Source organism: Mycolicibacterium pallens (genome assembly GCF_019456675.1).
In the GTDB taxonomy this organism is placed as follows: domain Bacteria; phylum Actinomycetota; class Actinomycetes; order Mycobacteriales; family Mycobacteriaceae; genus Mycobacterium; species Mycobacterium crocinum.
Window position 1 is genome coordinate 209,416 of record NZ_CP080333.1, and the last position, 25,249, is coordinate 234,664.

At 66.6% G+C, this 25,249-nt stretch carries 26 protein-coding genes and 2 pseudogenes; 23 read left to right on the plus strand and 5 right to left on the minus strand.

Annotated elements, in window-relative coordinates; translation table 11 throughout:
• The first annotated feature begins 5 nt into the window (after positions 1 to 5).
• From K0O64_RS01050 to K0O64_RS01110, 13 genes and pseudogenes are all read left to right on the plus strand, one after another.
• Positions 6 to 1,217 carry an MCE family protein gene (locus K0O64_RS01050; protein ID WP_071948157.1) on the plus strand — a complete coding sequence of 404 codons (1,212 nt, stop codon included), beginning with the start codon at positions 6 to 8 and terminating at the stop codon, positions 1,215 to 1,217.
• A complete protein-coding gene (locus K0O64_RS01055) occupies positions 1,214 to 2,254 on the plus strand; it encodes a virulence factor Mce family protein (RefSeq protein WP_071948156.1) in 1,041 nt (346 codons plus the stop codon). Before K0O64_RS01050 ends, K0O64_RS01055 begins: the two co-directional genes overlap by 4 nt.
• Positions 2,251 to 3,798: an MCE family protein gene (locus K0O64_RS01060; RefSeq protein WP_071948155.1), complete on the plus strand. Its 1,548-nt coding sequence runs from the start codon at positions 2,251 to 2,253 to the stop codon at positions 3,796 to 3,798. The genes K0O64_RS01055 and K0O64_RS01060 overlap by 4 nt, the downstream gene beginning before the upstream one ends.
• Positions 3,799 to 3,801: 3 nt before the next feature.
• Positions 3,802 to 5,442 carry a virulence factor Mce family protein gene (locus K0O64_RS01065; RefSeq protein WP_220045921.1) on the plus strand — a complete coding sequence of 547 codons (1,641 nt, stop codon included), beginning with the start codon at positions 3,802 to 3,804 and terminating at the stop codon, positions 5,440 to 5,442.
• An 8-nt stretch (positions 5,443 to 5,450) separates the two neighbouring features.
• Positions 5,451 to 6,596, plus strand: a complete 1,146-nt coding sequence (locus K0O64_RS01070; RefSeq protein WP_276040912.1) for a virulence factor Mce family protein — start codon at positions 5,451 to 5,453, stop codon at positions 6,594 to 6,596.
• A gap of 14 nt (positions 6,597 to 6,610) precedes the next feature.
• Positions 6,611 to 8,161, plus strand: a complete 1,551-nt coding sequence (locus tag K0O64_RS01075) for a virulence factor Mce family protein (RefSeq protein WP_071948153.1) — start codon at positions 6,611 to 6,613, stop codon at positions 8,159 to 8,161.
• A complete protein-coding gene (locus K0O64_RS01080) occupies positions 8,131 to 8,769 on the plus strand; it encodes an Rv1363c family protein (RefSeq protein WP_071948152.1) in 639 nt (212 codons plus the stop codon). The genes K0O64_RS01075 and K0O64_RS01080 overlap by 31 nt, the downstream gene beginning before the upstream one ends.
• Complete coding sequence (locus K0O64_RS01085; RefSeq protein ID WP_083542766.1) at positions 8,766 to 9,761, plus strand: RDD family protein; 996 nt, start codon at positions 8,766 to 8,768, stop codon at positions 9,759 to 9,761. The genes K0O64_RS01080 and K0O64_RS01085 overlap by 4 nt, the downstream gene beginning before the upstream one ends.
• Positions 9,758 to 10,315 (plus strand): Rv1363c family protein, encoded by a 558-nt coding sequence (locus tag K0O64_RS01090; protein ID WP_071948151.1) that lies wholly within the window; start codon positions 9,758 to 9,760, stop codon positions 10,313 to 10,315. The genes K0O64_RS01085 and K0O64_RS01090 overlap by 4 nt, the downstream gene beginning before the upstream one ends.
• The gene (locus K0O64_RS01095; RefSeq protein WP_071948150.1) at positions 10,282 to 10,944 is read left to right on the plus strand and encodes a mammalian cell entry protein; all 663 of its coding nucleotides are present in this window, start codon (positions 10,282 to 10,284) and stop codon (positions 10,942 to 10,944) included. The genes K0O64_RS01090 and K0O64_RS01095 overlap by 34 nt, the downstream gene beginning before the upstream one ends.
• Before the next feature lie 25 nt (positions 10,945 to 10,969).
• Positions 10,970 to 11,674 (plus strand): YoaK family protein, encoded by a 705-nt coding sequence (locus K0O64_RS01100; protein ID WP_071948149.1) that lies wholly within the window; start codon positions 10,970 to 10,972, stop codon positions 11,672 to 11,674.
• Between the two features lie 10 nt (positions 11,675 to 11,684).
• A complete protein-coding gene (locus K0O64_RS01105) occupies positions 11,685 to 12,509 on the plus strand; it encodes an SDR family oxidoreductase (protein WP_071948148.1) in 825 nt (274 codons plus the stop codon).
• 8 nt (positions 12,510 to 12,517) lie between these two features.
• A pseudogene (locus K0O64_RS01110) lies at positions 12,518 to 13,333 on the plus strand (fructosamine kinase family protein).
• Here K0O64_RS01110 and K0O64_RS01115 read toward each other — a convergent pair.
• Positions 13,326 to 14,360, minus strand: a pseudogene (locus K0O64_RS01115) (phosphodiester glycosidase family protein). The pseudogenes K0O64_RS01110 and K0O64_RS01115 overlap by 8 nt on opposite strands.
• A gap of 279 nt (positions 14,361 to 14,639) precedes the next feature.
• On the opposite strand from K0O64_RS01115, the gene K0O64_RS01120 reads away from it, so the two are divergent.
• Positions 14,640 to 14,918: a GlsB/YeaQ/YmgE family stress response membrane protein gene (locus K0O64_RS01120; protein WP_071948146.1), complete on the plus strand. Its 279-nt coding sequence runs from the start codon at positions 14,640 to 14,642 to the stop codon at positions 14,916 to 14,918.
• Between the two features lie 3 nt (positions 14,919 to 14,921).
• Here K0O64_RS01120 and K0O64_RS01125 read toward each other — a convergent pair whose 3' ends face one another.
• Complete coding sequence (locus K0O64_RS01125; protein ID WP_096309561.1) at positions 14,922 to 16,193, minus strand: PQQ-dependent sugar dehydrogenase; 1,272 nt, start codon at positions 16,191 to 16,193, stop codon at positions 14,922 to 14,924.
• On the minus strand, positions 16,174 to 16,929 hold the full coding sequence (locus K0O64_RS01130; protein ID WP_071948145.1) for a pirin family protein: 756 nt from the start codon (positions 16,927 to 16,929) through the stop codon (positions 16,174 to 16,176). The genes K0O64_RS01125 and K0O64_RS01130 overlap by 20 nt, the downstream gene beginning before the upstream one ends.
• 92 nt (positions 16,930 to 17,021) lie before the next feature.
• On the opposite strand from K0O64_RS01130, the gene K0O64_RS01135 reads away from it, so the two are divergent.
• Positions 17,022 to 17,468, plus strand: coding sequence for a MarR family winged helix-turn-helix transcriptional regulator (locus tag K0O64_RS01135; RefSeq protein WP_071948144.1), 447 nt, complete (start codon positions 17,022 to 17,024; stop codon positions 17,466 to 17,468).
• 116 nt (positions 17,469 to 17,584) lie between these two features.
• Here the strand turns inward: K0O64_RS01135 and K0O64_RS01140 are convergent, their stop codons facing one another.
• Positions 17,585 to 17,983, minus strand: coding sequence for a heme-binding protein (locus tag K0O64_RS01140; protein WP_071950166.1), 399 nt, complete (start codon positions 17,981 to 17,983; stop codon positions 17,585 to 17,587).
• 492 nt (positions 17,984 to 18,475) lie between these two features.
• Here K0O64_RS01140 and K0O64_RS01145 point away from each other — a divergent pair, with 492 nt between their 5' ends.
• From K0O64_RS01145 to K0O64_RS30110, 4 genes are read left to right on the plus strand one after another with little or no spacing between them, the layout of a single operon-like run.
• Positions 18,476 to 19,438, plus strand: coding sequence for a ferritin-like domain-containing protein (locus K0O64_RS01145; RefSeq protein WP_220045922.1), 963 nt, complete (start codon positions 18,476 to 18,478; stop codon positions 19,436 to 19,438).
• 37 nt (positions 19,439 to 19,475) lie between these two features.
• Positions 19,476 to 20,429: an L-lactate dehydrogenase gene (locus K0O64_RS01150; RefSeq protein ID WP_096312637.1), complete on the plus strand. Its 954-nt coding sequence runs from the start codon at positions 19,476 to 19,478 to the stop codon at positions 20,427 to 20,429.
• 16 nt (positions 20,430 to 20,445) lie between these two features.
• Positions 20,446 to 20,862 (plus strand): nitroreductase family deazaflavin-dependent oxidoreductase, encoded by a 417-nt coding sequence (locus K0O64_RS01155; RefSeq protein WP_071948141.1) that lies wholly within the window; start codon positions 20,446 to 20,448, stop codon positions 20,860 to 20,862.
• 42 nt (positions 20,863 to 20,904) lie between these two features.
• On the plus strand, positions 20,905 to 21,030 hold the full coding sequence (locus K0O64_RS30110; RefSeq protein ID WP_256385467.1) for a hypothetical protein: 126 nt from the start codon (positions 20,905 to 20,907) through the stop codon (positions 21,028 to 21,030).
• On the opposite strand, the gene K0O64_RS01160 is transcribed toward K0O64_RS30110, so the two are convergent.
• Positions 21,027 to 22,022 carry a sigma-70 family RNA polymerase sigma factor gene (locus tag K0O64_RS01160; RefSeq protein WP_225933594.1) on the minus strand — a complete coding sequence of 332 codons (996 nt, stop codon included), beginning with the start codon at positions 22,020 to 22,022 and terminating at the stop codon, positions 21,027 to 21,029. The genes K0O64_RS30110 and K0O64_RS01160 overlap by 4 nt on opposite strands.
• Before the next feature lie 64 nt (positions 22,023 to 22,086).
• Between K0O64_RS01160 and K0O64_RS01165 the strand changes: the two genes are divergently transcribed.
• From K0O64_RS01165 to K0O64_RS01180, 4 genes are read left to right on the plus strand one after another with little or no spacing between them, the layout of a single operon-like run.
• Positions 22,087 to 22,926: an alpha/beta hydrolase gene (locus tag K0O64_RS01165; protein WP_096309563.1), complete on the plus strand. Its 840-nt coding sequence runs from the start codon at positions 22,087 to 22,089 to the stop codon at positions 22,924 to 22,926.
• Positions 22,923 to 23,954 carry an alpha/beta hydrolase gene (locus tag K0O64_RS01170; RefSeq protein ID WP_425574741.1) on the plus strand — a complete coding sequence of 344 codons (1,032 nt, stop codon included), beginning with the start codon at positions 22,923 to 22,925 and terminating at the stop codon, positions 23,952 to 23,954. Before K0O64_RS01165 ends, K0O64_RS01170 begins: the two co-directional genes overlap by 4 nt.
• A 48-nt stretch (positions 23,955 to 24,002) precedes the next feature.
• Positions 24,003 to 24,752, plus strand: coding sequence for a DUF2786 domain-containing protein (locus K0O64_RS01175; RefSeq protein ID WP_071948137.1), 750 nt, complete (start codon positions 24,003 to 24,005; stop codon positions 24,750 to 24,752).
• The gene (locus tag K0O64_RS01180) at positions 24,749 to 25,246 is read left to right on the plus strand and encodes a TIGR04338 family metallohydrolase (protein ID WP_096309564.1); all 498 of its coding nucleotides are present in this window, start codon (positions 24,749 to 24,751) and stop codon (positions 25,244 to 25,246) included. Before K0O64_RS01175 ends, K0O64_RS01180 begins: the two co-directional genes overlap by 4 nt.
• The last annotated feature ends 3 nt before the right edge of the window (positions 25,247 to 25,249 follow it).

Genomic DNA, 25,249 nt, shown 5'->3' on the forward strand with positions numbered 1-25,249 from the left:
CGCCGATGACGTCGCCACTCAACTCATCCCGGCGCCCGCCCATCAAGTTGGCGGGTGTGGTGTTTCTACTGCTGGCCGTCGTGTTGGCCACGCTGGTGTACCTCCAATTCCGTGGGGATCTGACGCCCAAGACCACGCTCACGGTGGTGTCCGGCCGCGCCGGTCTGGTGATGGACCCGGGTTCGAAGGTCACCTACAACGGCGTCGAAATCGGCCGAGTCACCGAGGTTTCCGAGGTCAACCGCGACGGAAAGTCGGCAGCCGAACTGACCCTCGAGGTCGCTCCGCGCTACATCTCGCTGATCCCTGCCAACGTTGACGCCCAGATCAAGGCCAGCACGGTCTTCGGCAACAAGTCCGTGTCGTTCACCAGCCCGAAGGATCCGGTCAAGAACCGCATCTCGAGCAGCGACGTCATCACGGCCTCCGGGGTCACCACCGAGTTCAACACCTTGTTCGAGACCGTCACCTCGATCTCGGAGAAGGTCGACCCGGTCAAGCTGAACATGACTCTGAGCGCGGCCGCTGAAGCGCTCAACGGGCTGGGCACCAAGTTCGGCCAGTCGATCGTCAACGGCAACGCGGTTCTCGACGACGTCAATCCGCAGATGCCGCAGATCCGCACGGACATTCGGCAGCTGTCGAACCTCGCCGACGTCTATATCAAGGCCAGCCCCGACCTGTGGGACGCCCTTGACCATGCGGTCACCACCGCGCGCACGCTGAACGAGCAGCAGAAAGACCTCGACGCGGCGCTCTTGGCGTCGACCGGGTTCGGCAACACCGGCGCCGAAATCTTCGAGCGCGCCAAGCCGTACTTCGTGCGTGGGCAGGCCGATCTGGTGCCGACCGCCCAGCTGCTGGACACCTACAGCCCTCAGCTCTACTGCCAGATCCAGGGTGAAGCAGAAGCCCTCCCGGATGCGCTCGGTGCGTTCGGCGGCAACGGCTATTCGTTGAACACCGTCACCGAATTCCTCGGTGCCCCCAACCCGTACGTCTATCCGGACAACCTGCCCCGAGTCAACGGGCACGGCGGCCCCGGCGGTGCGCCGGGCTGCTGGCAGAAGGTCGATCGCAACTTCTGGCCGGCACCGCACATGGTGGTCGACGACGGTGCTTCCATCGCCCCGTACAACCACTTCGAGCTCGGCCAGCCCCTCCTCACCGAGTACGTGTGGGGTCGCCAAGTCGGGGAGAACACGATCAACCCATGAGAATCACCGGCACAGCAGTCAAACTCGCAGCATTCTCGTTGGTGTTGCTGCTCTTCACCGCGATCATCATCGTCGTGTTCGGCCAGCTCCGCTTCGACCGAACCACCGCGTACACAGCCGAATTCAGCAATGCGAGCGGTTTGCGTGACGGCCAGTTCGTCCGCGCGGGTGGCGTCGAGGTCGGCAAGGTCTCCGATATCAAGCTCGTCGGCAACGGCGACCGAGTTCTGGTGACACTGAACGTCGATCGGACGCTCCCGCTGTATCAGTCGACCACTGCTCAGATTCGATACCAAGATCTGATCGGCAACCGCTACGTCAATCTCGACCGCGGCACCGGCGAGGGTGCCGACCGGATCCTGCCTGCCGGTGGGTTCATTCCGATGTCGCGCACGCAGCCCGCGCTGGATCTCGACGCGCTCATCGGTGGGTTCAAGCCATTGTTCAAGGCACTGGACCCGCAGAAGGTCAACACCATCGCCTCGTCGCTGATCACGGTTTTCCAGGGACAGGGCGGCACCATCAACGACATTCTCGATCAGACCGCCCAGCTGACATCCGCGCTGGCCGACCGGGATCAGGCCATCGGTGAGGTGATCACCAACCTCAACACCGTCCTGGACACCACCGTCAAGCACGAGAAGGACTTCGACCAGACGGTCAACAACTTCGAGGTGCTCATCACCGGGTTGCGCAACCGCGCTGACCCACTGGCCCAATCGGTTGCCGACATCAGCGACGCCACAGGGACTTTGGGCGATCTGCTGGCTGACGACCGCCCGCAGTTACAGAACACCATCGCCAAGCTGGAGACCATCCAGCAGCCGCTGGCCGACGGCCAGGACCGACTGGACGACCTGCTGACGAGGTTGCCGGTGGCCGTGAAGATGATCGGTCGCGCCGGCGGTATCTACGGCGACTTCTTCAACTTCTACCTGTGCGATATCAACCTGAAGCTCAACGGCTTACAGCCCGGTGGCCCCGTCCGCACGGTCAAGATCACTCAGCAGCCCTCGGGTAGGTGCACGCCGCAATGAGAACGCTAGAGGGTTCGAATCGCATCAGGAACGGCCTGGCCGGCATCCTGATCATCATCCTGGTAATCGCTGTGGGACAGAGCTTTTCGGGTGTTCCACAGCTCTTCGCCCAGCCTGCCTACTACGGCCAGTTCACCGACAGCGCCGGCCTGAACCCCGGTGACAAGGTCCGCATCGCCGGTATGGACGTCGGTGAGGTCAAGTCGCTGAAGATCGACGGCGACAAGGTGCTGATCGGATTCAACTTGGGCCCCAGGCAGATTGGCACCGAGAGCCGACTCGCCATCCGCACCGAGACGATCCTGGGCAAGCGTGTGCTGGAGATCGAACCGCGCGGCGGCAAGATGCTGCAGGCCAGCGGGGTACTGCCGGTCGGACAGACCACCACGCCGTACCAGATCTACGACGCGGTGTTCGACGTGACGAAGGCAGCCGCCGGGTGGGATATCGACACCGTCAAGCGATCGCTGAATGTGTTGTCCGAGACCATCGATCAGACCTACCCGCACCTGAGTGCGGCACTCGACGGTGTGGCGCGCTTCTCCGACACCATCGGCAAGCGTGACGAGCAGTTCAAGCAACTGCTGGCCAACGCGAACAAGGTCGCCGCCGTGCTGGGCAACCGCAGCGAGCAGATCAACCGCCTGGCGGTCAACGCCCAAACGCTGCTGGCCGCGGTCAACGAGCGCCGGTCCGAGGTCGACGCGTTGCTGTCCAACATCTCGGAGATCTCCGAGCAGTTCACCGGATTCGTCAACGACAATCCGAATCTGAATCATGTTCTGGAACAGCTGAAGACGATCAGTGATGTGCTCGTCAAGCACAAGACGGATCTGTCCGACGTGCTGATCACCGCCTCCAAGTTCATGGGCGCTCTGGCCGAGGCCATCGGTTCCGGCCCGTACTTCAAGGTGCTCGTGGTCAACCTGCTGCCGTACCAGATCCTGCAGCCGTGGGTGGACGCCGCGTTCAAGAAGCGTGGCATCGACCCCGAGGAGTTCTGGCGCAACGCGGGCCTGCCGGCCTTCCGCTTCCCGGATCCCAACGGCCAGCGCCAGCCCAACGGTGCTCCGCCGCCGGCTCCGATTCCGCTCGAAGGCACGCCGGACCACCCCGGTCCCGCGGTCGGCCCCGGCTCGCCGTGCTCCTACACCCCGCCGCCGGACGGAATCCCGACCAACAACAACCCGCTGCCGTGCGCCGGGCTGACCCAGGGACCGTTCGGGGGACCGGGCTACCCGAGCGCCGACGTGCCGATCTCGGCGCCCAACCCTGACGCGGGTTACCGCCCGGGTGTCCCGAGTGCCGCCTACCCGGGTGAGCTCTCGCCGGCCATCCAAGGTGTGCCCGCACCGCCGCTGGCTCCCGGTCCGCCGGGAGCACGCACGGTGCCGGTCGCCCCGACACCGGGACCCGCCACCGACATTCCCGGATACGCCCCGCCGCCGAACGCACTGATCGGACCGATCCCGCCACCGGGACCGGGACCACAAGTGCCGCCGGTCGGTGACCTGGCACCCGTCGATCAGGGAGGGGGAGCGTAAGCGATGTCAACGGTCTTCAACATTCGTAATCTGGGCCTGCCGAAGATGTCTCGGACTTCAGTCGTCGTCGGCACCCTCGTGGTGGTCATCGCGCTCGTGGTGGCCGTGGTCGGCTACAAGCTGTACGAGAAGCTGACCACCAACACGGTCGTGGCGTACTTCCCCGAAGCACTCGCGCTGTACCCCGGAGACCGCGTTCAGATCATGGGCGTGAAAGTCGGCGGTATCGACAAGATCGAGCCGGCCGGCGACAAGATGAAGGTCACCTTCCACTACGACAACAGGTACAAGGTGCCCGCCAACGCCACGGCGACGATCCTCAACCCGAGCCTGGTCGCCTCCCGCGTGATCCAGTTGGCGCCCGCCTACACCGGTGGTCCGGTGATGGCCGACAACGCCGTCATCCCGATCGATCGCACCCAGGTGCCGGTGGAGTGGGACGATCTGCGCAACCAGATCTCCGACATCGTCACCAAGCTCGGCCCGACACCCGAACAGCCCAAGGGCCCCTTCGGTGATGTCCTGGAATCCTTCGCCAACGGCCTTGAGGGCAAGGGCCAGCAGATCAACACCACGTTCAAGGCGCTCTCCGACGCGGTGAGCGCCCTCAACGAGGGCCGCGGTGATTTCTTCGCCGTCCTCAAGAGCCTGGCGCTGTTCGTCAACGCATTGCACAAGAGCGATCAGCAACTCGTGGCGCTCAACAACGACCTGGCCACGTTCACGAACTCGTTCAGCAACTCCGATCAGGAAGTGGCCAAAGCGGTCAAGGACATTGACAGCCTGCTGACCACCGCGCGCAAGTTCGTCAACGACAACGGCTCGCTGCTGAGCAAGGACATCAACAACCTCAGCGATGTCACCACCGCGATCCTGCAGCCGGAGTCGCGCAACGGCCTGGAGACGGTCCTGCACGTCTACCCGACCCTGGCCGCGAACCTGCAGAACATCTACCACCCGACACACGGTGCGCTGGTGACCATTCCGACGATTGCGAGCTTCGCCAACCCGATGCAGTTCATCTGCAGCGCGATCCAGTCCGGCAGCCGGCTGGGCTACCAGGATTCGGCGGAGATGTGCGCGCAGTACCTGGCGCCGATCATGGATGCGATCAAGTTCAACTTCCCGCCGTTCGGCGTCAACCAGTTCTCGACCGCCGAGACGCTGCCGAAGTACATCGCCTACTCCGAGGAACGGCTGCGGCCGCCTCCCGGATACAAGGACACGACCGTGCCGGGCATCTGGTCGCGCGACACGTTGTTCTCGCACGGCAACCATGAGCAGGGCTGGATCGTCGCGCCGGGTATGCAGGGCGTGGACGTCCAGGCGTTCACCGCCAACATGCTGACGCCGGATTCGTTGGCCGCGTTGATGGGTGGGCCCGATCCCGTGAACTACCCGCCGGGTGGTCCGCGCGGTGGCGCTCCGTCGAACTCCTATGACCAGCTCAATCCGCTGCCGCCGCCGTGGTATCCGGGCGCGATCCCGCCGCCACCGCCAGGCCCGAACGTGATCCCCGGACCGTTGCCGGTCTCGCAGCAGATCTATGGCGGAGGCACCGCCCCGGGTCCGGCTGCCCCGGCCCCGGCCGCACCGGCACCCGCGGGTCCGCCGCTGCCCGCTGAGATGGGAAGTGCACAGTGAGCGCGATCCTGAGCACCACCCGTCGGTTCGGCTGGCGTGGTTTCGTATTGGTCCTGACGGCGATGATACTGACATCGTGTGGCTGGCGCGGGATCGCCAACGTCCCGATTCCGGGTGGCCCTGGAACCGGTGAGAAGGCCATGACGGTGTACGTCCAGATGCCGGATACCTTGGCCCTCAACGTCAACAGCCGGGTCCGGGTTGCCGACGTCTTCGTCGGTACGGTACGTGCCATCGAGCTGAAGAACTGGATCCCGACGCTGACGCTTGGCTTGCAGCCCGGAGTCAAGTTGCCCGCCAACGCAATTGCGCGCATCGGCCAGACCAGTCTCTTGGGCACCCAGCACGTCGAGTTGGATCCGCCGCCGAATCCGTCGTCCGAGCCGCTGCGCGACGGTGCGACGATTCCGCTGAAGAACTCGCAGTCGTTCCCGACCACCGAGCGCACCCTGGCCAGCATCGCCACCGTGCTGCGCGGCGGCGGCATCTCCAACCTGGAGGTCATCCAGACCGAGGTCGCCAACATCCTGGACGGTAACGGTGAACAGATCCGCGACTTCCTGACCAAGCTGGACACGTTCACCGATCAGCTCAATCAGCAGCGTGACGACCTGACCCGGGCGATTGACAAGACCAACGAACTGCTGACGATCGTGGCAGCGCGGAACAACACCCTGGATCGGGTGCTGACCGAATTCCCGCCGCTGATCAAGTATTTCGCGGACGCCAGGGACCGGTTCACCGGTGCTGTCGAGGCGCTCGGCCGGTTCAGCAAGGTCACCGCCGACACCTTCTCGGAAGCACGGGAGAACTTCGACACCAACCTCGCGCTGCTGCAGCGACCGCTGAAGCAGCTCGGCCGGGCGGCGCCCTACCTGATCGACTCACTGAAGCTGGTCATCACGGCCCCATACCCGATCGACAACATCCCGAAGGTTATTCGTGGTGACTACATCAACACGTCGGCCACCTTCGACCTGACGCTGAGCTCGATCGACAACGCATTCCTCACCGGTACCGGTGTCTCCGGAATGCTGCGTGCGCTCGAGCAGGCCTGGGGTCGCGATCCGCAGACGATGATCCCGGATGTTCGGTTCACGCCTCACCCGAACATGACCGACGGTGGCGGACCGTTCGTCGAGCGCGGCGAGTGAGGGATGACGACTAGATGTTGACCCGTTTCATCAAGACACAGCTCGTCATGTTCGGCGTGCTGACCGTGATCGCCCTGCTGGTGCTGGGCTGGTACTTCCTGCGGCTGCCGACGTTGGCCGGCATCGGGCAGTACGAGTTGAAGGCGGACCTGCCGTCCTCGGGCGGCCTGTACGCGACCGCCAACGTCACCTACCGGGGCATCACCATCGGCCGCGTCACCGAGGTGGAGCCCACCGAGAACGGTGTCCGGGCGACGATGAGCATCAGCGACAAGTACAAGATCCCCGCTGATGCCACCGCCAATGTGCACTCGGTGTCCGCGGTCGGCGAGCAGTATCTCGACCTGGTGTCCGACGGCAATCCCGGGCAGTACTTCTCCGCCGGGCAGACGATCACCAAATCGACTGTCCCGGAGGAGATCGGCCCGGCGCTGGATGCGGCCAACAAGGGTCTCGCGGCGCTGCCTGCCGACAAGATTCCGGTGTTGCTGAACGAAACCGCCCAAGCCGTAGGCGGTTTGGGCCCGGCGTTGCAGCGGCTGGTCGACGGCACCCAGGCGATCGTGACTGATTTCAAGACGAACATTCAGGACGTCAACGACATCATCCAGAATTCGGCGCCGATCGTGGACAGCCAGGTGAACTCCGGCGATGCGATCCAGCGGTGGGCGGCCAATCTGGACACGATCACCACCCAGACCGCCCAGCAGGATCAGGCGCTGCGTGACGGGCTGAGGCAGGCCGCGCCGACCGCTGATGCGGTCAACGCGGTGTTCAGCGATGTCCGCGAGTCATTGCCGCAGACGCTGGCGAACCTGGAGATCATCCTGGACATGCTCAAGCGCTATCACAAGGGCGTCGAGCAGTCCCTGGTGCTTCTTCCGCAGGGTGCCTCGGTGGCCCAGTCGGTGTCGGCGCCGTATCCGGGGCAGGCCGCGCTGGACTTCGGGTTGACGATCAACCAGCCGCCGCCGTGTCTGACCGGCTTCCTGCCTGCCAGCCAGTGGCGTGCTCCGGCGGACCTTCGGCCGATGCCGGTGGAGAACAACCTCTACTGCAAGATCCCGAAGGACACCCCGGCCAACGTGGTCCGCGGCGCGCGTAACTTCCCCTGTGTCGACGTGCCCGGCAAGCGGGCCGCGACACCGATGGAATGCCGCAGCAACGAGCCCTACACCCCGCTGGGCAACAACCCCTGGTACGGCGACCCGAACCAGGTGCTGAACTGCCCGGCCCCCGGTGCTCGGTGCGATCAGCCGGTGAACCCCGGTACCGTGATACCGGCACCGTCGATCAACAACGGGATGAACCCGCTGCCGGCCGATCTGCTGCCAGGTCCGACGCCACCGACGAGTGACCCGCTCAGTCCACCCGGGACGGGCACCGTGCAGTGCAACGGCCAACAACCAAACCCCTGCACGTACACTCCGGCAGCAAGTAATACGGCCGTCTATAGCCCCCAGAGTGGGGAAGTGACCGGTCCTGACGGCGTGAAATACGACGTCAAGAACTCGAGCAGTACAGGAGACGACGGATGGAAGGAGATGCTGGCTCCGGCCGGCTGACCCCCAACCCGCCAGCCGACGACGACGCCGCACTCGATGAGGCGGAACAGTCGACGAATGTGGAACCGGTCGACGAGACCGAAACAGCCGACGACGCTGCGCCGCGCGGGTCGCGGCTGAGCGGTCGCCGCCTGGGCTTTGTTGTCGCCGGACTCGTGATCGCGAGCCTGCTCGTCGCGACCGGTGGGTACTTCGCCCTGCGGTCGCACCAGAAGAGCGTGACCGCTGCGCGGAACGAGACCGTCGCGCTGGCCGCGGCCAAGGACTGCGTCACCGCCACCCAGGCGCCGGACGCCAACGCAATGGCCGCCAGCCAGCAGAAGATCGTCGAGTGCTCGACCGGTGATTTCGCCGCGCAGGCCAGCCTCTACAGCGGACTGCTGGTCGACGCCTATCAGGCCGCCAAGGTTCAGGTCCAGGTCTCCAACATGCGCGCGGCTGTCGAGAAGCACAACGACGACGGCTCGATAAACGTCCTGGTGGCGGTGCGGGTGAAGGTGTCCAACTCCGCGGCCCAGGATCAGGAACAGGGCTACCGATTGCGCGTCAAGATGATGCCCGAGGGAGGCACGTACAAGATCGCCAACCTCGACCAGGTGAGCAAGTGACGGTGACGGTCCCCGAAGCGGACACCGGCACCGAGGCCGACGTCGACGCCACCGAGGTTGCCCACGTGGCTGTGGCCGGGGTGCCGGCCAGTTGGCCGGCGCGTGCCGGCGCGTTCACCGTCGACGTGTTCTTCGGTATCGGCGTGGTGGCCACCTGTCTGCTGGTGGCATGGACCGCCTCGCTGCGCGGATGGCTGTGGTGGGTCGCGGTGTCGCTGGCCGGCGCGGTGTTCCTGGCGGTCGCCGTCAACCGATGGCTGCTGCCGGCGATCACCGGGTGGACGCTGGGCCGCTCGCTGGCCGGGATCGCGGTCGTCACACGTGACGGCGGATCGGTCGGCCCGTGGCGACTGCTGGTCCGCGACCTGGCACATCTGCTCGACACCGTCGCGGTGCTGCTCGGCTGGCTGTGGCCGCTGTGGGATTCGCGTGGGAGAACCTTCGCCGACCTGCTGACCCGCACCGAAGTCCACCGCGTCGAGGGCGAACTGCCCAACCGGCGCAGGCTGGCCGGGGTGGTGCTGGGGATGCTTGCCGTGCTGGCCGTCGGCGCTACGGCACTGGCCTACTTCGGGGTGTACCGGCCCGAACGCGCCGTCGAGCAAGCCCGCCAGCAGCTCGCGGTCGAGGGACCCAAGATCGTCACACAGATGCTGAGCTATGACGTCGCCTCGATCGACAGCGACTTCGCCCGCGCCCGTGGCCTTGCCACCGACAGCTATCGGCAAAAGCTTGTGGCAGAACAGGATTCGGTGCGCAAGAGCGGCCCCGTCGACAACGACTACTGGGTGACCAACAGCGCCGTGCTGACCAATACCCGGGATCGGGCGGAGATGCTACTGCTCATGCAGGGCCAGCGCGGCGAGGCTCCCAAGCAGCGGCTGATCACCGCCACCCTGCAGGTGAGCTTCGAGCGGTCCGCCAGCGGCCAATGGCAGGTGGCCAACCTGTCGGTGCTGGCCAAGCCGAACCCGGCGGGGGAGGCGAAATGAGTCCCCGCCGCAAGGTCGACGCCGACGACAAGGAGCTGTTCCGGCTGCCCGATCGGCAGCCGCGGCGCTGGGTGCTGCCGCTGGTGGCGAGCTTGGCGGCGGTGTTGATCATCGCCGCGATCACGACCAGCACGCTGCTGTTGGTGAAACGCGAAACCCAGCGACACGACGCGGTCCGAGATGTGGCCGTGCTCAGCTTCGTCCGCGGATTCGTCACGCACTACACGTCGATCGACCCGTTCCACGCCAACGACTATGCCGACAAGGTGTTGGCGCAGGGCACTGGGCAGTTCGCAAAGCTGTACCAGGACAAGATGAATGAGGTCGTCATCCAGGTGGCGCGGGCCGAGCCGACGACGGGCACCGTGCAGGCCGTGGGTATCGAACGCTGGAACCGCGACGGCAGCGCCGACGTGGTGGCGGCCGCCACGACGAAAACCCGTATGCCCGACGGCAAGACCGTGGAAAGCGGCAGTCGCTGGGTGGTCACCGTGACCCAAGAAGGAGGTGCAGGAGGTCCGTGGAAGATCAGCAACCTGCTGCAGGTGATCTGACCGACGCCGCACCGGAGGCCACGACCGAGGGCACGGCCGCCGAAACCGAGGCCGAAACCGCGGCTGACAGCGAGACAACGGCCGCCGCCGAGGCGCCGAAGCGACCGAACTGGTTGCGTCGCAACAGGACTGCGCTCGCCGTGGGCACGTCGGCGGCCCTGTTTGTCGCGGCCGGTGGTTTCGCCGGTGCGGCCGTTCAGCCATATCTGGTGGACCAGGCAACCGTCGACACCAAGCTGGTGATCGCCCGCACCGCCGCCGAGGCGATCACGACGCTGTGGACCTACACACCGGACGACATGGAGAAGCTGCCGGATCGGTCGGCGAAGTACCTGTCCGGGGATTTCGAGGACCAGTACCGCAAGTACGTCGACGCCATCGTGCCGACCAACAAGCAGGCGAAGGTCACCAACAGCACCGAGGTGGTCGGCGCGGCCGTCGAGTCGCTGAACGGCTCGGACGCCACCGCGATCGTCTACACCAACACCACCTCCAAGAGCCCGCTGACCAAGGACATCCCGGCGACGAAGTACCTGTCCTACCGCGTGCAGCTGGTCCGCGACGGGTCGCACTGGCTGGTCACCAAGATGACCACGGTGACCTCACTGGACCTCACGCCCAAGCTGTAGCCGGATCATTGGCGATACTTGCCCCATGGCCGTCGCCTCGCCCGTCTCGGAACGCTCCACCGTCGTCGCGCTGCTGCTGCTGACGTTCGCCACCGGCCTGGTCGACGCGATCAGCGTGCTGGTGCTCGGGCACGTGTTCGTCGCGAACATGACCGGCAACGTGATCTTCCTGGGTTTCTGGTTCGTACCGCACTCCGGGGTGGACATGACCGCCGCGGTGATCGCGTTCGTCTTCTTCCTCACCGGCACGGTGATCGGCGGCCGGTTCGCCCGTCACCTCGACCACGAGGTGGCGGTTCGGGTCTGGCTGACCGCCGCGCTCGGTGCCGAGGTGGTGCTGCTGGCGGTGCTGTCCGTGCTCGCCGGTACCGGTGTCCTGCAGTACCACGACGACGGCAAGCTGATCCTCATCGCCGGTCTGGCGGTGGCGTTCGGCTTTCAGAACGCCGCGGCCCGCCAGTTCGGGATCCAGGAACTCAGCACCACCGTGCTCACGACGACGCTGGTGGGGATCGGCTTCGACAGCCGGCTCGCGGGCGGAACCGGGCAGCGGGAAAAGCTGCGCTACAGCGTCGTTCTGACGATGTGTGCCGGGGCGACCGTCGGTGCGACGATGTCGCGCTTCATGGTCGCTCCCGTCATCGCTTTGGCGGCAGCCGTGGTGGCCGCCAGCCTGGCCGTCTTCCGGTACGGTCCGCAACCCGTGACGGCACCCGAGCCGGATAACTAGAGTCGCGCGTATGCCCACAGTTCTGGTCACCGGCGCAGCCCGGGGAATCGGTAAGTCGATTGTCGATCACCTGTCCGCTGCCGGGTGGGACGTCATCGGCGGGGTGCGCAGTGCCGCCGACGCCGACGCCCTCTCGGCGCTGCCGCGGGTCAGCGCGGTCATGCTGGACGTCACCGACGAGGCGCAGGTCGCCGCCCTTTCCGGCGCGTTACCAGGACGACTCGACGCGGTGGTCAACAACGCCGGCATCGCGGTCAGTGGACCGCTGGAGGGGTTGACCCCAGCTGAGATCCGGCAGCAGCTGGAAGTCAATGTCGTCGGTCAGCTCGCCGTCACCCAGGCTGTGCTTCCGCTGCTGCGGGAGTCTCGCGGCCGCATCGTCTTCATTTCCAGTGTGAACGGCCAACTTTCGGCGCCGATGATGGGGGCGTACAGCGCGTCGAAGTTCGCGCTCGAGGCGGCCGCCGACGCGCTGCGACTCGAGCTGCGGGCGTGGCACATCGCGGTCAGTGTGGTTCAGCCCGCCCAGACCGACACCGACCTGTGGCGCAATGCCGACCAGAGCGTCGCGGAGATGGAGGCCGCGCTGACGCCGCAGCACCGCGCGCTCTACACCAAACACATTGCGGGAATGCGTAAAGCGATTCCGATGTCCCAGCGTCTTGCGGTGGATCCGGAGAAGGTGTCCAAGGTGGTGCTCGAGGCGCTCACCGCCCGTAAGCCCCGGGCGCGCTACCCGGTCGGGTTGGCCACCGCAGTGCAGATGACCCTGATGACCAAACTACCCACTCGTGCGCGGGACGCGCTGTTGCGCCGGGTGTTCGGCCAGCCCTGAGCGGGCGCATGGCCGAGTTCGTCAAACAGAGTCGCTCGGCACCGGCCGGCTTCTTCGCCTGTGAGGCAGCAGGTTTGGCGTGGTTGTCGAGCGCGCACGGCGGGGTCCGGTGTGCGCAGGTGCTCCGGTACGACGACACCAGCCTGACGTTGGAGCGGCTCCGGTCGGTGCCGCCGAGTGCCGAGGCGGCGACGGAGTTCGGCCGGCGACTGGCGATCACCCGTGACGCAGGTGCAGCCGGATTCGGCGCCGCACCCGACGGGTGGCAGGGCGGAGGTTTCTTCGGTCCACTGGATCGTCCTCCGCCGATGAGCCTCACCGCTCACGCCCGCTGGGGTTCGTTCTATGCCGATGAGCCTCACCGCTCACGCCCGCTGGGGTTCGTTTTATGCCGATGAGCGGCTGGCACCGATGCTGGACCTCACCACCGGCATCGACCCGGCGGGACACCAGATAATTCGTGACGTCATAGACCGTTGTCGCCAAGGCGATTTCGACGACGGAGACGCACCAGCCCGTCTCCACGGCGACCTGTGGAGCGGAAACGTGATGTGGACCGATGCCGGGCCCGTCCTCATCGACCCGGCCGCGCACGGCGGCCACCGCGAAACCGACTTGGCGATGCTGGGGCTGTTCGGCTGTCCGCATCTGGAGCGCGTCTACGACGGCTATCACGGCGTGCATCCGCTTCGTCCGGGCTGGCGCGATCGCATTGCCCTGCCCTGCATCGGCTCTACCCGCTGCTGGCGCATGTGGCGTTGTTCGGCGGCGGCTATGTCGCTCAGACGGTGCGCGCCGCCCGGGTAGCGCTGGAACTCAATTGAAAGCGAGCCAGGCGGGCAGCGCACGCTCACGCGAATCGCACAGCACAGCCATCGTGTCGCACGAGCCTTTGGGCACACCGGCACCGGCCCACATGCCACCGGTGTCGCGACGCAGCACGATCGCCGACGAGCCGCCGCCGTCGAGCAGGATCGCGGTGTCGCTGCCCAGGCCGCGGAACAGATCCTGGATCTGATCCGGGGTGTAACTGCCGCCCTGGAAGACGTACATTTCGTCCTTGTCCCGCGCGTAGGCCAGGGCGGTGCGGGCCGCGCTGGGTCCACCGTCGTTCATCTGTCCGGTGTCGCCCGGCGCCAGCAGGCCGAGCCCGCTGACCGCGACGAAGCGGGTGCCCTTGTCGAGGAGGCCCTAAATGACCGGGGTCGCGGCGTCGTAGTCGTCCTTGGTCTTGGGCGTCACGACGAACGGTGCACCGGCGACGGGCAGGATCATCGTGGTCAGCGCGGTCCATACCTCGTCGCCGCCGGACAGCGCCTGCTTGCCCGCGTAGGCGATGGTTCCGGTCACCGCGGCGTTGGCCCGGCCCTGTCCCTGCGTGTTGTCGACGTAGGCACCCAGCGGTGAACTGCAGCCGGTGGATTTCCACGAACCGGCCTGCTGCCCACGGACATCGAAGAAGTTGGCGTTGACCGCGATCGTCGGCTGCCCGAGCGCCTGCCAGGCCTGCAGCGGGGTATACGTCTCCGACGCCTGCACCAGGCCCTCGCGGGTGCGGGTGCCCGGCGTGCGTTCACACCGCGACTGATACCCGCTGTGGCTGTCGACCAGCAGGCGGGGAGTCAACCGGCTGGAGGCGGACTTGATGATCATCAGGTGGCCGCCGTTGGTCAGCTCGTACCAGTTGCCGCCGGCGCCCAGCATCGGTGCGGGGAAGCCGCTTCCGAAGTTGTAGACCAGGTAGCTGCCGCGCGTGGTGGCGATCGCCTGGGCAAGTTGGGCGCGGCCGTCGGCGGACGCGACGGGCATGCCGGTGGTGGCCGCCAGCGTCAGGCAGCTCACCGCGGCCATGCTGCCCGCGGCCAGGCGGCGCAGCGTCGCGGCGATCGTTGGCACAGTTGCCCTTTCATGACGGTCGTAGCCCTACGGCATGTCGACCTTCATTCTCAGCAACCACACAGTCAACTTAGGTAACAGTCGTGCGGCGGTTCGGCACCGGCGTCGTCACGACCAGCGGCAATGATTTGCTCCGCGGCAAATTTCGTCAGCGAATGGTTATCCGCGGCGCGAGTGGGGAATGACTGCTTCACGCGGTGCTCGCCTGGGCCCGCCGGAACATGAGGAGCAGCAATGATCGGAACGATTATCGGAGCCATCGTCGTCGGCCTGATCGTCGGCGCGCTGGCGCGACTGGTTATGCCCGGCAAGCAGAACATCGGCATCATCATGACGATCCTGCTCGGTGCGGTGGGTTCCTTCCTGGGCTCGTGGATCACCTACCAGGTCGGGTACTCCAACTCCAATGGCGGCTTTGCGATCATCCCCTTCTTGGTTGGCATTGTGGTCGCCGCAGTGTTGATCGCGATCTACGTCTCGGTCACCGGACGCAGCAACCGAGTTCACCACTAGAGGTCAGCGGCCCGGCGGCGCAAGGCGATACACCGCACCGGCATAGTCGTCGGTGATGTAGAACGCGCCGTCCGGGCCGGCCACGGCAGCCACGGGACGTCCCCAGCGCGAACCATCTTGGTCCTGGAAGCCTCCGACCAAGGTCCGCTGCGGGCCCAAAGTGCCGTTTTCCCAACTGAAGAACGAGACCTCCGGCGCTCTGGGAGGGGTGCGGTTCCACGAGCCGTGCACCCCGACCAGGGCGCCGGAGGCGTATGGCGGTGGCAACGCGCCGTCGGTAAAACTCAAGCCGAGTGGCGCCGAGTGTGCCCCCAGCGTCTGTTCGACCGGCGGGAGCGCCCCGCAGTCGAGCTTGCTGCCGTCGGCATTGGTCTGAACATCCCGGGTGAATGCCGGCTGGCCTTCTGCGCCGGGATTGCAATAGGGCCAACCGAGTTCGCGGCCCGGCGTCAGCCGCGCGAGCGACTCCGGCGGGTTGTCGTTGACGTAGTCGTTCACGTCCGCGTACGACGGACCGGGTCGCGGGTCGGCGATCTGGTCGCGGTTGTTGACCGCCGTCCATACCGAGCCGTCGGGTGCGACGGCCAACCCGGTGCCGTTACGGACACCGGTGGCGAACGGGCTTTCCGGACCGCCCCCGGGCGGAATCCGCATGATCGTGGCGCGAGGCGGTTGGGCCGTGCGGTCTTCGGCGGTGATGTTGCCGGTCGACCCGATCGAGAAATACACGGCGCCGTCGCGGTCGACCGCCACGCTCTTGAGGGCATGCGCGTACGCGCCGCCGAGCTCGGGACTGCGTGTGTCGGGCAGTCCGCCCGCGACCACCCGGCGCCCATCGGCCACCGGACCGCGGTAATCGAACGCGTCGATCGCGTCGCTTTCAGCGACGTACAGTCTGCCGCCGTCGAAGGCGAGGCCATGCGGTTGATCCAGCCCGTCGAGCAGCACCGAGCGTTGCGGTCCAGGCTCGGCGGGCACCAGTCGCAGCACCTGGCCCGCGGCGGGCACGGAAACCAGCAGCGCACCGTCCGGAGCCCATGCCGCCAGCCGCGCCTTGGGGATCCGGGCCCATACCGACATCGACCAGCCCGACGGGACCAGGGCTTGACGCGGGGTGTCGAACGGCGCGTCGTCCAGACCGGCCGGAACCGCGACGGTGGCCGGCTTCAAGCCACTAGGCGCCGATGCGGGCGGAGCCGGCGGCGCGGGATGCCCACACGCCGCCATCAGCACCGCGGCCGCGGCGCCGCAGACCCTAGCCCGCCAACCCGGCATGCATCTCCCACACGAGGATCTCTGACGGCTGGGTGGCGGTGACCCGCTGACCGCCGGCGGCGGTGAATCGCACCGCGTCACCCTCGTGTAGCTCGCCGGCGCCCTCCAACGTCACCTCGCCGCGCGGAACGAACAGGTGGAGATAGGGCGCTTCGGGCAGCTCGACGGCCTCGCCGGCCTGCAGCCGGGCGCCGTGCAGCGCCGCGTACCGGTTGCGGATCGCGATCGCGGTCTGGTCCTTGTGTTCCGGCATGCCGGATGCGATCGTCACCAGTCCGCCGCGCAACAACTCGTCGTCGATCTCCAGCTGCTGATAGCCGGGGTCGATCCCGGATTCGTCGGGGACCACCCACATCTGAACGAAATGCACTGGCTCACTGTGGCTTTCGTTGCCGGTGAGTCGCCACGAGTCGTTCTTCTCCGAGTGCAGGATTCCGCGGCCTGCCGACATGCGTTGCGCCAGACCCGGGTAGATCACGCCGGAATTCCCGGTGGAGTCCTGGTGGACCAGCGATCCCTGCAGTACCCAGGTGACGATCTCCATATCGCGGTGCGGGTGGGTGTCAAAGCCGGTGCCGGGTTTGACGATGTCGTCGTTGTTCACCAACAGCAGGCCGTGGTGGGTGTTGTTGGGTTCGTAGTGGTGGCCGAACGAGAACGAGTGCTTGGAATCGAGCCAGTCGATCTTCGTTGCAGCGCGGTCGGCGGCACGTCTGATGTCGACGGTTGCGGCCATGTCATCACCCCTCGGGTCGTTGCCAGCCTAGGTGGCTGACACTGCCAGCGACAACATAGATGACGTGTCATGTATTCCGCTATCGTGAGGGAATGGCCCAGCGCTGGTTGACCGAAGAACAACAGCGGATCTGGCGCAACTACCTGGCGCTGAGCAGTCGCCTGCAGGCCGCGATGAACCGCCAGCTGCAAGCCCGGTGCGGCCTGTCTCTGGCCGATTACGAGGTGCTGGTTGTGCTGTCCGAGCGCGGCCCGATTCGCGTGCTCGAACTGGCTGCCGCGCTGGGGTGGGAACAGAGCAGGCTGTCTCATCAGCTCACCCGGATGCGCGGTCGCGACCTGCTCGAACGGCAGGACAGCGAGCACGATCGGCGAGGCGCCACGGTCGAGATCACCGGCGCCGGCAGCGAGGCGCTGCGCACGGCGGCGCCCGATCACGTCGCGTTGGTTCGCTCGGTGCTTTTCGACGGGATGACCGCGACGCAATTGCGGGCCTTCGACACGGTGCTCACCACGGCCTTGAACCGGCTGGCGGAATAAAGCAATCCGCCGCCACAGCGTGGGCCGTGGCGGCGGATTGTCGTCTATTGCGTCGATTCAGAACTGAGAGCGTACTTTTCGCACGCTCTTCGCTCTGAGTTCTATCTCGACATCAATCAGCCGGCCATGAACGCGTCATAGGCCGATGCCAGATTCGGCGGCAGCACCGTGACGTTGCACGCCCGCTGGGTGTCGCCGATCGGGGCCAGGATTCCGCGCAGGTCGTAGTACTCACCGGGGTTGGCGGTGAAGTAGCCACGCACGTTGGCCTCGGCCTGCGGGCGAGGCTGGCCATAGGCGGCCGTCAACACCTGCTTGGCGCCGGGGTGGCCGTCCAGGTACTGGTTGGCCGAACCGGTCACCGAGCTGACGGTGTTGGCAACTCCGGCGCTGCTGCAATCCGGCGCCGCCGAGGCCATCGGTGCGGCCATCGTGGCCACCGCCATGCCCCCCATGAGCAAACCGGTACCCACGGCCGCGACCCTCTTACTCGACGCGATACCGCTGAACTTCATGATCACTTCTCTCTCCGACTCACATTCGGTCATTGTTTCCCCCGTCCTGGAACCCAAAGTACCCATGAGGTTTTGCAGCAAACCCGCACGCGGCGAACAGGATGCACCGAATTGCGAAGTGTTACAGCCCAACCCGGTGAGTTGGCTCTCAATTGGCGCACTCCCGTCTAGTCAACGGTAGGCGCGTTCTGAGAAGCCTTAATCGCCACGCCGGTCTCTTAAGTGATCGTGATAACCGGTGTTATGGAATTGAGACACCGGCAAACGCAAGCCGCCGGGGGTGAATTCCGAAGGGAATTGACGTATTTGGAAATTTGGCAGATCGAAACACCAGTGCCTGGCCAGCGCGCCGCACGACTGTGAGATGGGTTGCAGAAAGCCTGGAGACCCCGTCGACGCGCATACCGATCGGTGGGATCGGGTAGACGGCCCGTCGAGGTGCAAACCCCGCGCCGGCACGAAATCCGTCAACGCACTAGGGGACAAACACAAATGACTGAACCCGATACCACCTCTCTGCTCGCCCAGCTGCGAGCGATCCTCGACCTGACCAACACCGAAGTCCAGATCGCCGAGACCAGGGTGGCGCAGGCGCGCACCGACGCGGTGCGCACCGAACTCACCCAGAACGCGGCCAACGGGCGTGAGCGCGCCGAGGCCATCGAGAACGCGATCCGCGACCTCGGCGGTTTCCCGGACGTGATCGGCCCGTTCTTCGGGCGCGCTGCCGCGGCCGTCGAGGCGCTGACCGAGCAGGCGCAGCCGTTCGACGAGGCGCTGCTGGGTGACCTCGCGCTCGAGGGCCAGCTGCTCGACCGCGCCCGCTACGTCAAGGCGCTGGCCGTGGCAGCTCGGCAGCCCGAGATCGAGTCCCTGGCCAACCGCCTGATCACGGCGCACTCGGCGACCGTCGATTGGCTGACCACCGTCCTGGCCGAAGACGCTCTCGGTGGGCCGGCCGCTTTGCGGCGCACGCCGCTGCAGATCCTGACCGGGCTGACTGTTCGGGTGGCCAACTGGCCGGTGATCTCCTCGGTCCGCGGCATCGACCGCACCCTGGAGGCCCTGCGCAACACCCGGCCTGCCGTGGACCAGCTGGTCAACCGCAGTGCCCACGCCGGTGAGGTGGCCGTCAAGGCGGCAGCCGGAGCACGCGACGCGGCGCTCGAGACCGCCGAGAAGGTGGCTCATCGCGAGGGCGCCGACGGCGCCGCCGACGCCATCCACTCGCTGCGTAGCTCTACCGGCATTCTGACGTCGGAAGAACTGCCGATCGCCGGCTACGACGAGCTGAACCTCAACGAGGCCGTCGCGGCGGTGAAGGATCTCGACGATCCGGCCGACATCCGGGCGATCATCGCCTACGAAGAGGCGAACAAGAATCGTCAGCGGCTGGTGTCGGCTGCTCAGACCCGAGTAGCCGCCATCGCGCAGGAGATCGTCGGCATCGACTGATGTGGCCGGGCCGCGCGCCGTACCCGATGATGGTGAGGTGTCCGAACACCGGAACCGCAAAGTAGCCATCATCGGGGCCGGCAGCGTCGGCACCGCGATCGCCTACGCCTGCCTGATCCGCGGATCGGCAGGCGTTTTGGCGCTCTACGACACCAATCCGAAGAAAGTGCGGGCCGAGGTCCTCGACCTCAATCACGGCAGTCAGTTCGTGCCGCACTGCACGGTGACCGGATCTGACCAGATCGACATCACCGCCGGGTCGGCGGTCGTGGTGGTCACGGCCGGGGCTAGACAGCATCCCGGCCAGAGCCGGCTGGACTTGGCAGCCACGAATGTGGCCATGGCGCAAGAACTCACGCCGCAGCTCCTGGAGTTGTCCCCACGCGCGGTGATCGTGTTCGTCACCAACCCCGTCGACGTTGTCACCTACGCCGCCGCCCAGTCCGTCGACGCACCATCCGGGCGCATCTTCGGATCGGGAACGGTGTTGGACAGCAGCCGTTTTCGCTATCTCATCGCCCAGCGCGCGGAGCTCGCCGTCGGCAATGTGCACGGGTTCATCGTGGGTGAGCACGGCGACTCGGAGATATCGCTGTGGTCGAGCGTCTCGATCGGCGGTGTGCCGGCGGCGCACTTCCGCCGTGACGGGATGCTCGTCTTCGACGAGGCCGCCCAGGCCGGGATCTCCGCCGCCGTGGTCAACGCCGCCTACGAGATCATCGAGGGCAAGGGTGCGACAAACCTGGCGATCGGCCTGTCCACCGCACGGATCATCGAAGCGGTGCTCGGTGACCAGCATCGGGTGCTGCCTATCTCCACGGTCCAACGCGGCGCGTATGAAATCGCCGATGTGGCACTGTCTTTGCCGACCGTCGTGTCGGCCGGCGCCGCTGGTGAGGTGCTTGAGGTTCCCCTCGCGGTGCCCGAGCTTCTCGGCTTGCAGGCGTCGGCGAAAACCTTGCGACAAGCCCAGCATTCGTTGGGTCTCTAACGGCTACGGTGAAGTCATGACAGCCAACTTCAACGAGATGAACCAGAAGGTCATCGACGAGTTCCGAGCCAACGGCGGCAAGGCCGGCGGCATGTTCGAGGGCAAGCCGCTGGTATTGGTCCACCACGTCGGCGCCAAATCGGGAACCGAACGGATCACGCCGCTGGTGCCGTACCTCGAAGACGGCCGGATCTTCATCTTCGCCAGCAAGGCCGGCGCGGACACCAACCCGGACTGGTTCCACAACCTCGTCGCCCACCCGGAGACCACCGTCGAGTTGGGGACCGAGACGTTCGGTGTCACCGCCCGGGTGCTGGACGGAGCCGAACGCGACGAGATCTACGCCAAGCAGGTCGCCGCGCAACCACAGTTCGGGGATTACCAGAAGAGCACGTCGCGGATCATCCCGGTAGTCGAGCTGCAGCGGTCCTGACTGCGGGTTTCGACGCCCGCCCCCGGGGAATCCGGTGAGCCCATGAGCACAGATCCAAATGACCTCGATCCCGACGGGGATCCCGAGATGCTGCAATCCGCCGACCGTGTGCCGACCCAGCCGGACCAGGCCGAAGGTGCCGACGATCCGGGCGAGACGGAAGGCTAAAGCAGTTCGGGCAGGCCAAATTTCGCGAACACGCTGGTGTCCAGGAATGCCACCACGTGCGAGATACCGTCGGCGCGCATATCCAGAACGTGCAGCTGGAACGGAACATGACGACCACCGGTATCGGGCAGGCGCATGTACATCGCCGCGGCCGGCTGGCCGTTGGCGGTCAGCGGCAGTAGCCGCATATCGCCGGCGTGATTGGCCGGGCAGTTCTGGTGGATGAGCGCACCGATGTTTGGGCCACCCTGATACCAGCCGTCGAATGGCGGCATCTCCCAAATCGCCTCAGCGGTGAACATGTCCACCAACCGGTCGATGTCGTAGTCCTCGAAAGCCTGGATGTAACGGGCCAGCTGTTCGCGTGCCTCGTCAGAGTCCGGCGGTGTGAGTTCGTCGTCCTGGCTGGGGCCGACCGCCTCGAGTTGGGCCCGGGCCCGCTGCAGCAGGCTGTTGACGGCCGCAACGGACGTGTCGATGGCCTCGGCCACCTCGGCGGCCCGCCACTGCAGCACATCCCTAAGCAGGAGAACAGCCCGCTGCCGCGGCGACAGATGTTGTAGTGCCGCAACGAAAGCCAACCGAACCGACTCGCGTGACCCGACGATCACCGACGGATCCGATGCGTCGTCGGGCAGTGGCTCCAGCCACGGCACCTCGGCGCGCTCGACGAGCTCGTCGGTCGGGTTCGAACTGGGCGCGCCGAGTCCGGTCGGTAGTGGCCGGCGCTGCCTTCCCTCCAGCGCGGTCAGCGACGTGTTGGTGGCGATGCGATGCAGCCAGGTACGCACCGAGGACTTGCCCTCGAAGCGGTCATAGGACTTCCACGCCCGCAGGAAGGTCTCCTGAACCAGGTCTTCGGCGTCGTGCAGCGAGCCGGTCATCCGGTAGCAGTGCGCCAACAGTTCGCGCCGGTACGGCTCGGCCTGCGCCAGGAAATCGCCCCGGCTCGGGTCGAGCCCGTCGTCCAAACTCTGTGCGAGCACGCTCACGGACCCGAGCTTACGCACCAGCACCGACACGTCACCGGCCTGCGCACACAGTTAGGCTCCCCAGATGGTCACAACACGTACCGAGCGGACCTTCGACGGCGTCGGTGGCGTCCGCATCGTCTACGACGTGTGGACACCGGACACCGAGCCGCGCGGCGTCGTCGTGCTCTCCCACGGCCTCGGCGAGCACGCCCGCCGCTACGACCACGTCGCCGAGCGGTTCGGCGAGTCCGGTCTGATCACCTATGCGCTCGACCACCGCGGACACGGCCGGTCCGGCGGCAAGCGGGTGCGCGTCAGGTCGATCGACGAGTACACCGGCGACTTCGACACACTCGTCACAATTGCCACCTCAGCGCACCCTGGCCTGAAGCGAATCGTGCTCGGGCACAGCATGGGTGGCGGCATCGTGTTCGCCTACGGCGTCGACCACCAGGATGACTTCGACCTGATGGTGCTGTCCGGCCCGGCGGTCGCCGCCCAGACCGGGGTCTCCCGGGGCAAGCTGCTCCTGGGCAAGGCGGTCGGCTCGCTGCTGCCCGACCTGCCCGTCGAGGAACTCGACTCGAACGCCATCTCCCGCGACCCCGCGGTCGTCGCCGCCTACAACGCCGACCCGCTGGTGTGGCACGGCAAGATCCCCGCCGGCATCGCCAAGGCGCTGGTCACGGTCGGCGAGACCATGCCGCAGCGCGCACGCCAGCTCACCAAGCCGCTGCTGGTGGTGCATGGCGCCGAGGACGCGCTGGTGCCCGCCGCCGGCAGCCAACTGCTCGTCGACTGCGTGGGTTCCTCCGACGTGCACCTCAAGGTGTATCCGGGCCTGTACCACGAGGTGTTCAACGAGCCCGAGCGCGACCGGGTGCTCGACGACGTCACCGCGTGGATCGAGGCCAGGCTGTGAGATGGCGCTTCGTCGCCGTGGTGGCGACAGCGTTGCTGCTGGTGGCGGGCTGCTCGAAGACCGAATCACCCAACACCTGGGTCGAGGACGAGGTGACATTCGTCGCCGACGGGCTGACCATCTACGGCACCTACCGCCACCAGCACGGTGACCAGCAGGGACCCGCGGCGCTGCTGATCTCGGAGAGCGGCCGCACCGACCGCAACGGCGACAACAACGTCGCCGGGCCGATCGGCAACATGCGCCAGCTCGCCGAATACCTGTCCGACCACGGGGTGGCGTCGTTGCGCTACGACAAGGTCGGCACCGGGAAGACCGGCCTCGGTCCGTACGCCAGCCATCCGGCCGATGTGGGCAGCGCCGTCTACACCAGTGGCGCGAAGGCCGCGGTGCGTTTCCTGGCCGGAGAAGCCGCGACCGACCCCAAGCGCATCTCGGTGTACGCCCTCGGCGAAGGCACCGTCCACGCGATGACGCTGGCCGACGACACCTCCGCCGGGGCGCCCAGGGTCCATTCCCTCGGTCTGCTGCAGCCGCTGGCGGGCCGCTACCTCGACCTGATCACCAACCGGGTCCGCAACGACGTGGCCGCCGCCGTCAAGAGCGGTCAGAAAACGCAAGCGCAGGCCGACAAGACGATCGCCGACTGGAACGCCGCCGTCGCGCAGGCCCGCACCACATCGACGGCGCCTGCCACGCTGCCCGACGGGCTGAGCGCGATCCTCAACCCGAACAACGTCAAGGCCGTCGTCGAATCCGACGCCATCGACCCGCTGAAGCTGGCCGCCGCGATTCCGGCCGGAACACCGGTGCTGTTGACGTGTTCGGACTCCGACGGTCAGGCCAACTGCGCCGATATGAAGCCGCTCACCGACGCGCTGGATCACACGTCGCTGTCGTTGGTGGCGCTCAAGGGGGTCAACCACGTGCTGCGCGACGACCCGACCGACAACGTCGGCAACTACTCCAAGCCGGCGCCGCTGTCGCCGCAGCTGACGGCGGCGCTGAACGGGTTCATCAACAATTGACTTCGTGCCCGCGCACCGATGTCGTCGCGCTCGGCTAGGTTGCCAGACGTGACCGACGACAAGATGCTGGCGCGGATCGCCGCGCTCCTGCGGCAAGCCGAGGGCACCGACAACGCGCACGAGGCCGAGGCGTTCATGGCCGCCGCCCAGCGCTTGGCGACCGCGACGTCGATCGATCTGGCCGTCGCGCGGGCACATTCGGCCACCCGCAGTGCGGCGCAGGCGCCGACCCAGCGCACGATCACCATCGGCGAGCCGGGCGCTCGCGGCCTGCGTACCTATGTGCAGCTGTTCGCCGGTATCGCCGCGGCCAACGACGTGCAGTGTGATGTGGCGTCGAACTCCGCGTTCGTCTACGCCTATGGGTTCGCCGAGGACATCGACGCCAGCCACGCGCTGTACGCGAGCCTGGTGGTGCAGATGGTGCGCTCCTGTGACGCCTACCTCGCCACCGGTGCGCACAAGCCGACGCCGACGATTACCGCTCGGCTGAACTTTCAGCTCGCCTTCGGCGCCCGTGTCGCCCAACGACTGGCGCAGGCGCGGGAGGAAGCCCGGCAGGAAGCCACCCGGGATCGCAAGTCCGCGCCGGGAACCGCAATTGCGTTGCGCAACAAGGAACTCGAGCTGCGCGAGCACTATCGGCAGACGTCCAAAGCGCGCGGCACCTGGCAGGCCAGCCGCGCGTCGGCGGGCTATTCGTCGGCGGCCCGGCGCGCCGGTGACCGAGCCGGCAAGCAAGCCCGGCTGGGGTCCAGCCCCGAGTTGCCGGGGGCGCGGACCCGGCTGCCGCGGTGACGGCGCGCGACAGCCAACGCTCCCGCGTCTACGCGGCCGAGGAGTTCGTCCGAACACTCTTCGACCGTGCCGCCCAACACAGTTCACGCACCATCGACTTCTTCGGCGCACAGCTCACGTTGCCTCCGGAAGGGCGGTTCGCGTCCATGCCGTCGGTGCAGCGCTACGTCGACGACGTGCTGGGACTGCCCGCGGTGACCTCCCGATGGCCCGCGCCGGGACCGCTTAGCGTGCGCGCCCGCCGAGCCGCCACCGCTGCGCACTACGAAAACATCGGCGGCACAGGCGTTATCGCAGTACCCGACCGGTCGACGGCCGACTGGGCCATGCGTGAGCTGGTGCTATTGCACGAGATCGCCCACCACCTGACGCCGCAGGGGCCGGCCCACGGCCCGAACTTCGTCGCGACCTTCTGTGAGCTGGCCACCGTGGTGATGGGTCCTGAAGTCGGGCACGTGCTGCGCGTCGTGTACGCCAAGGAAGGCGTGCGCTAGACG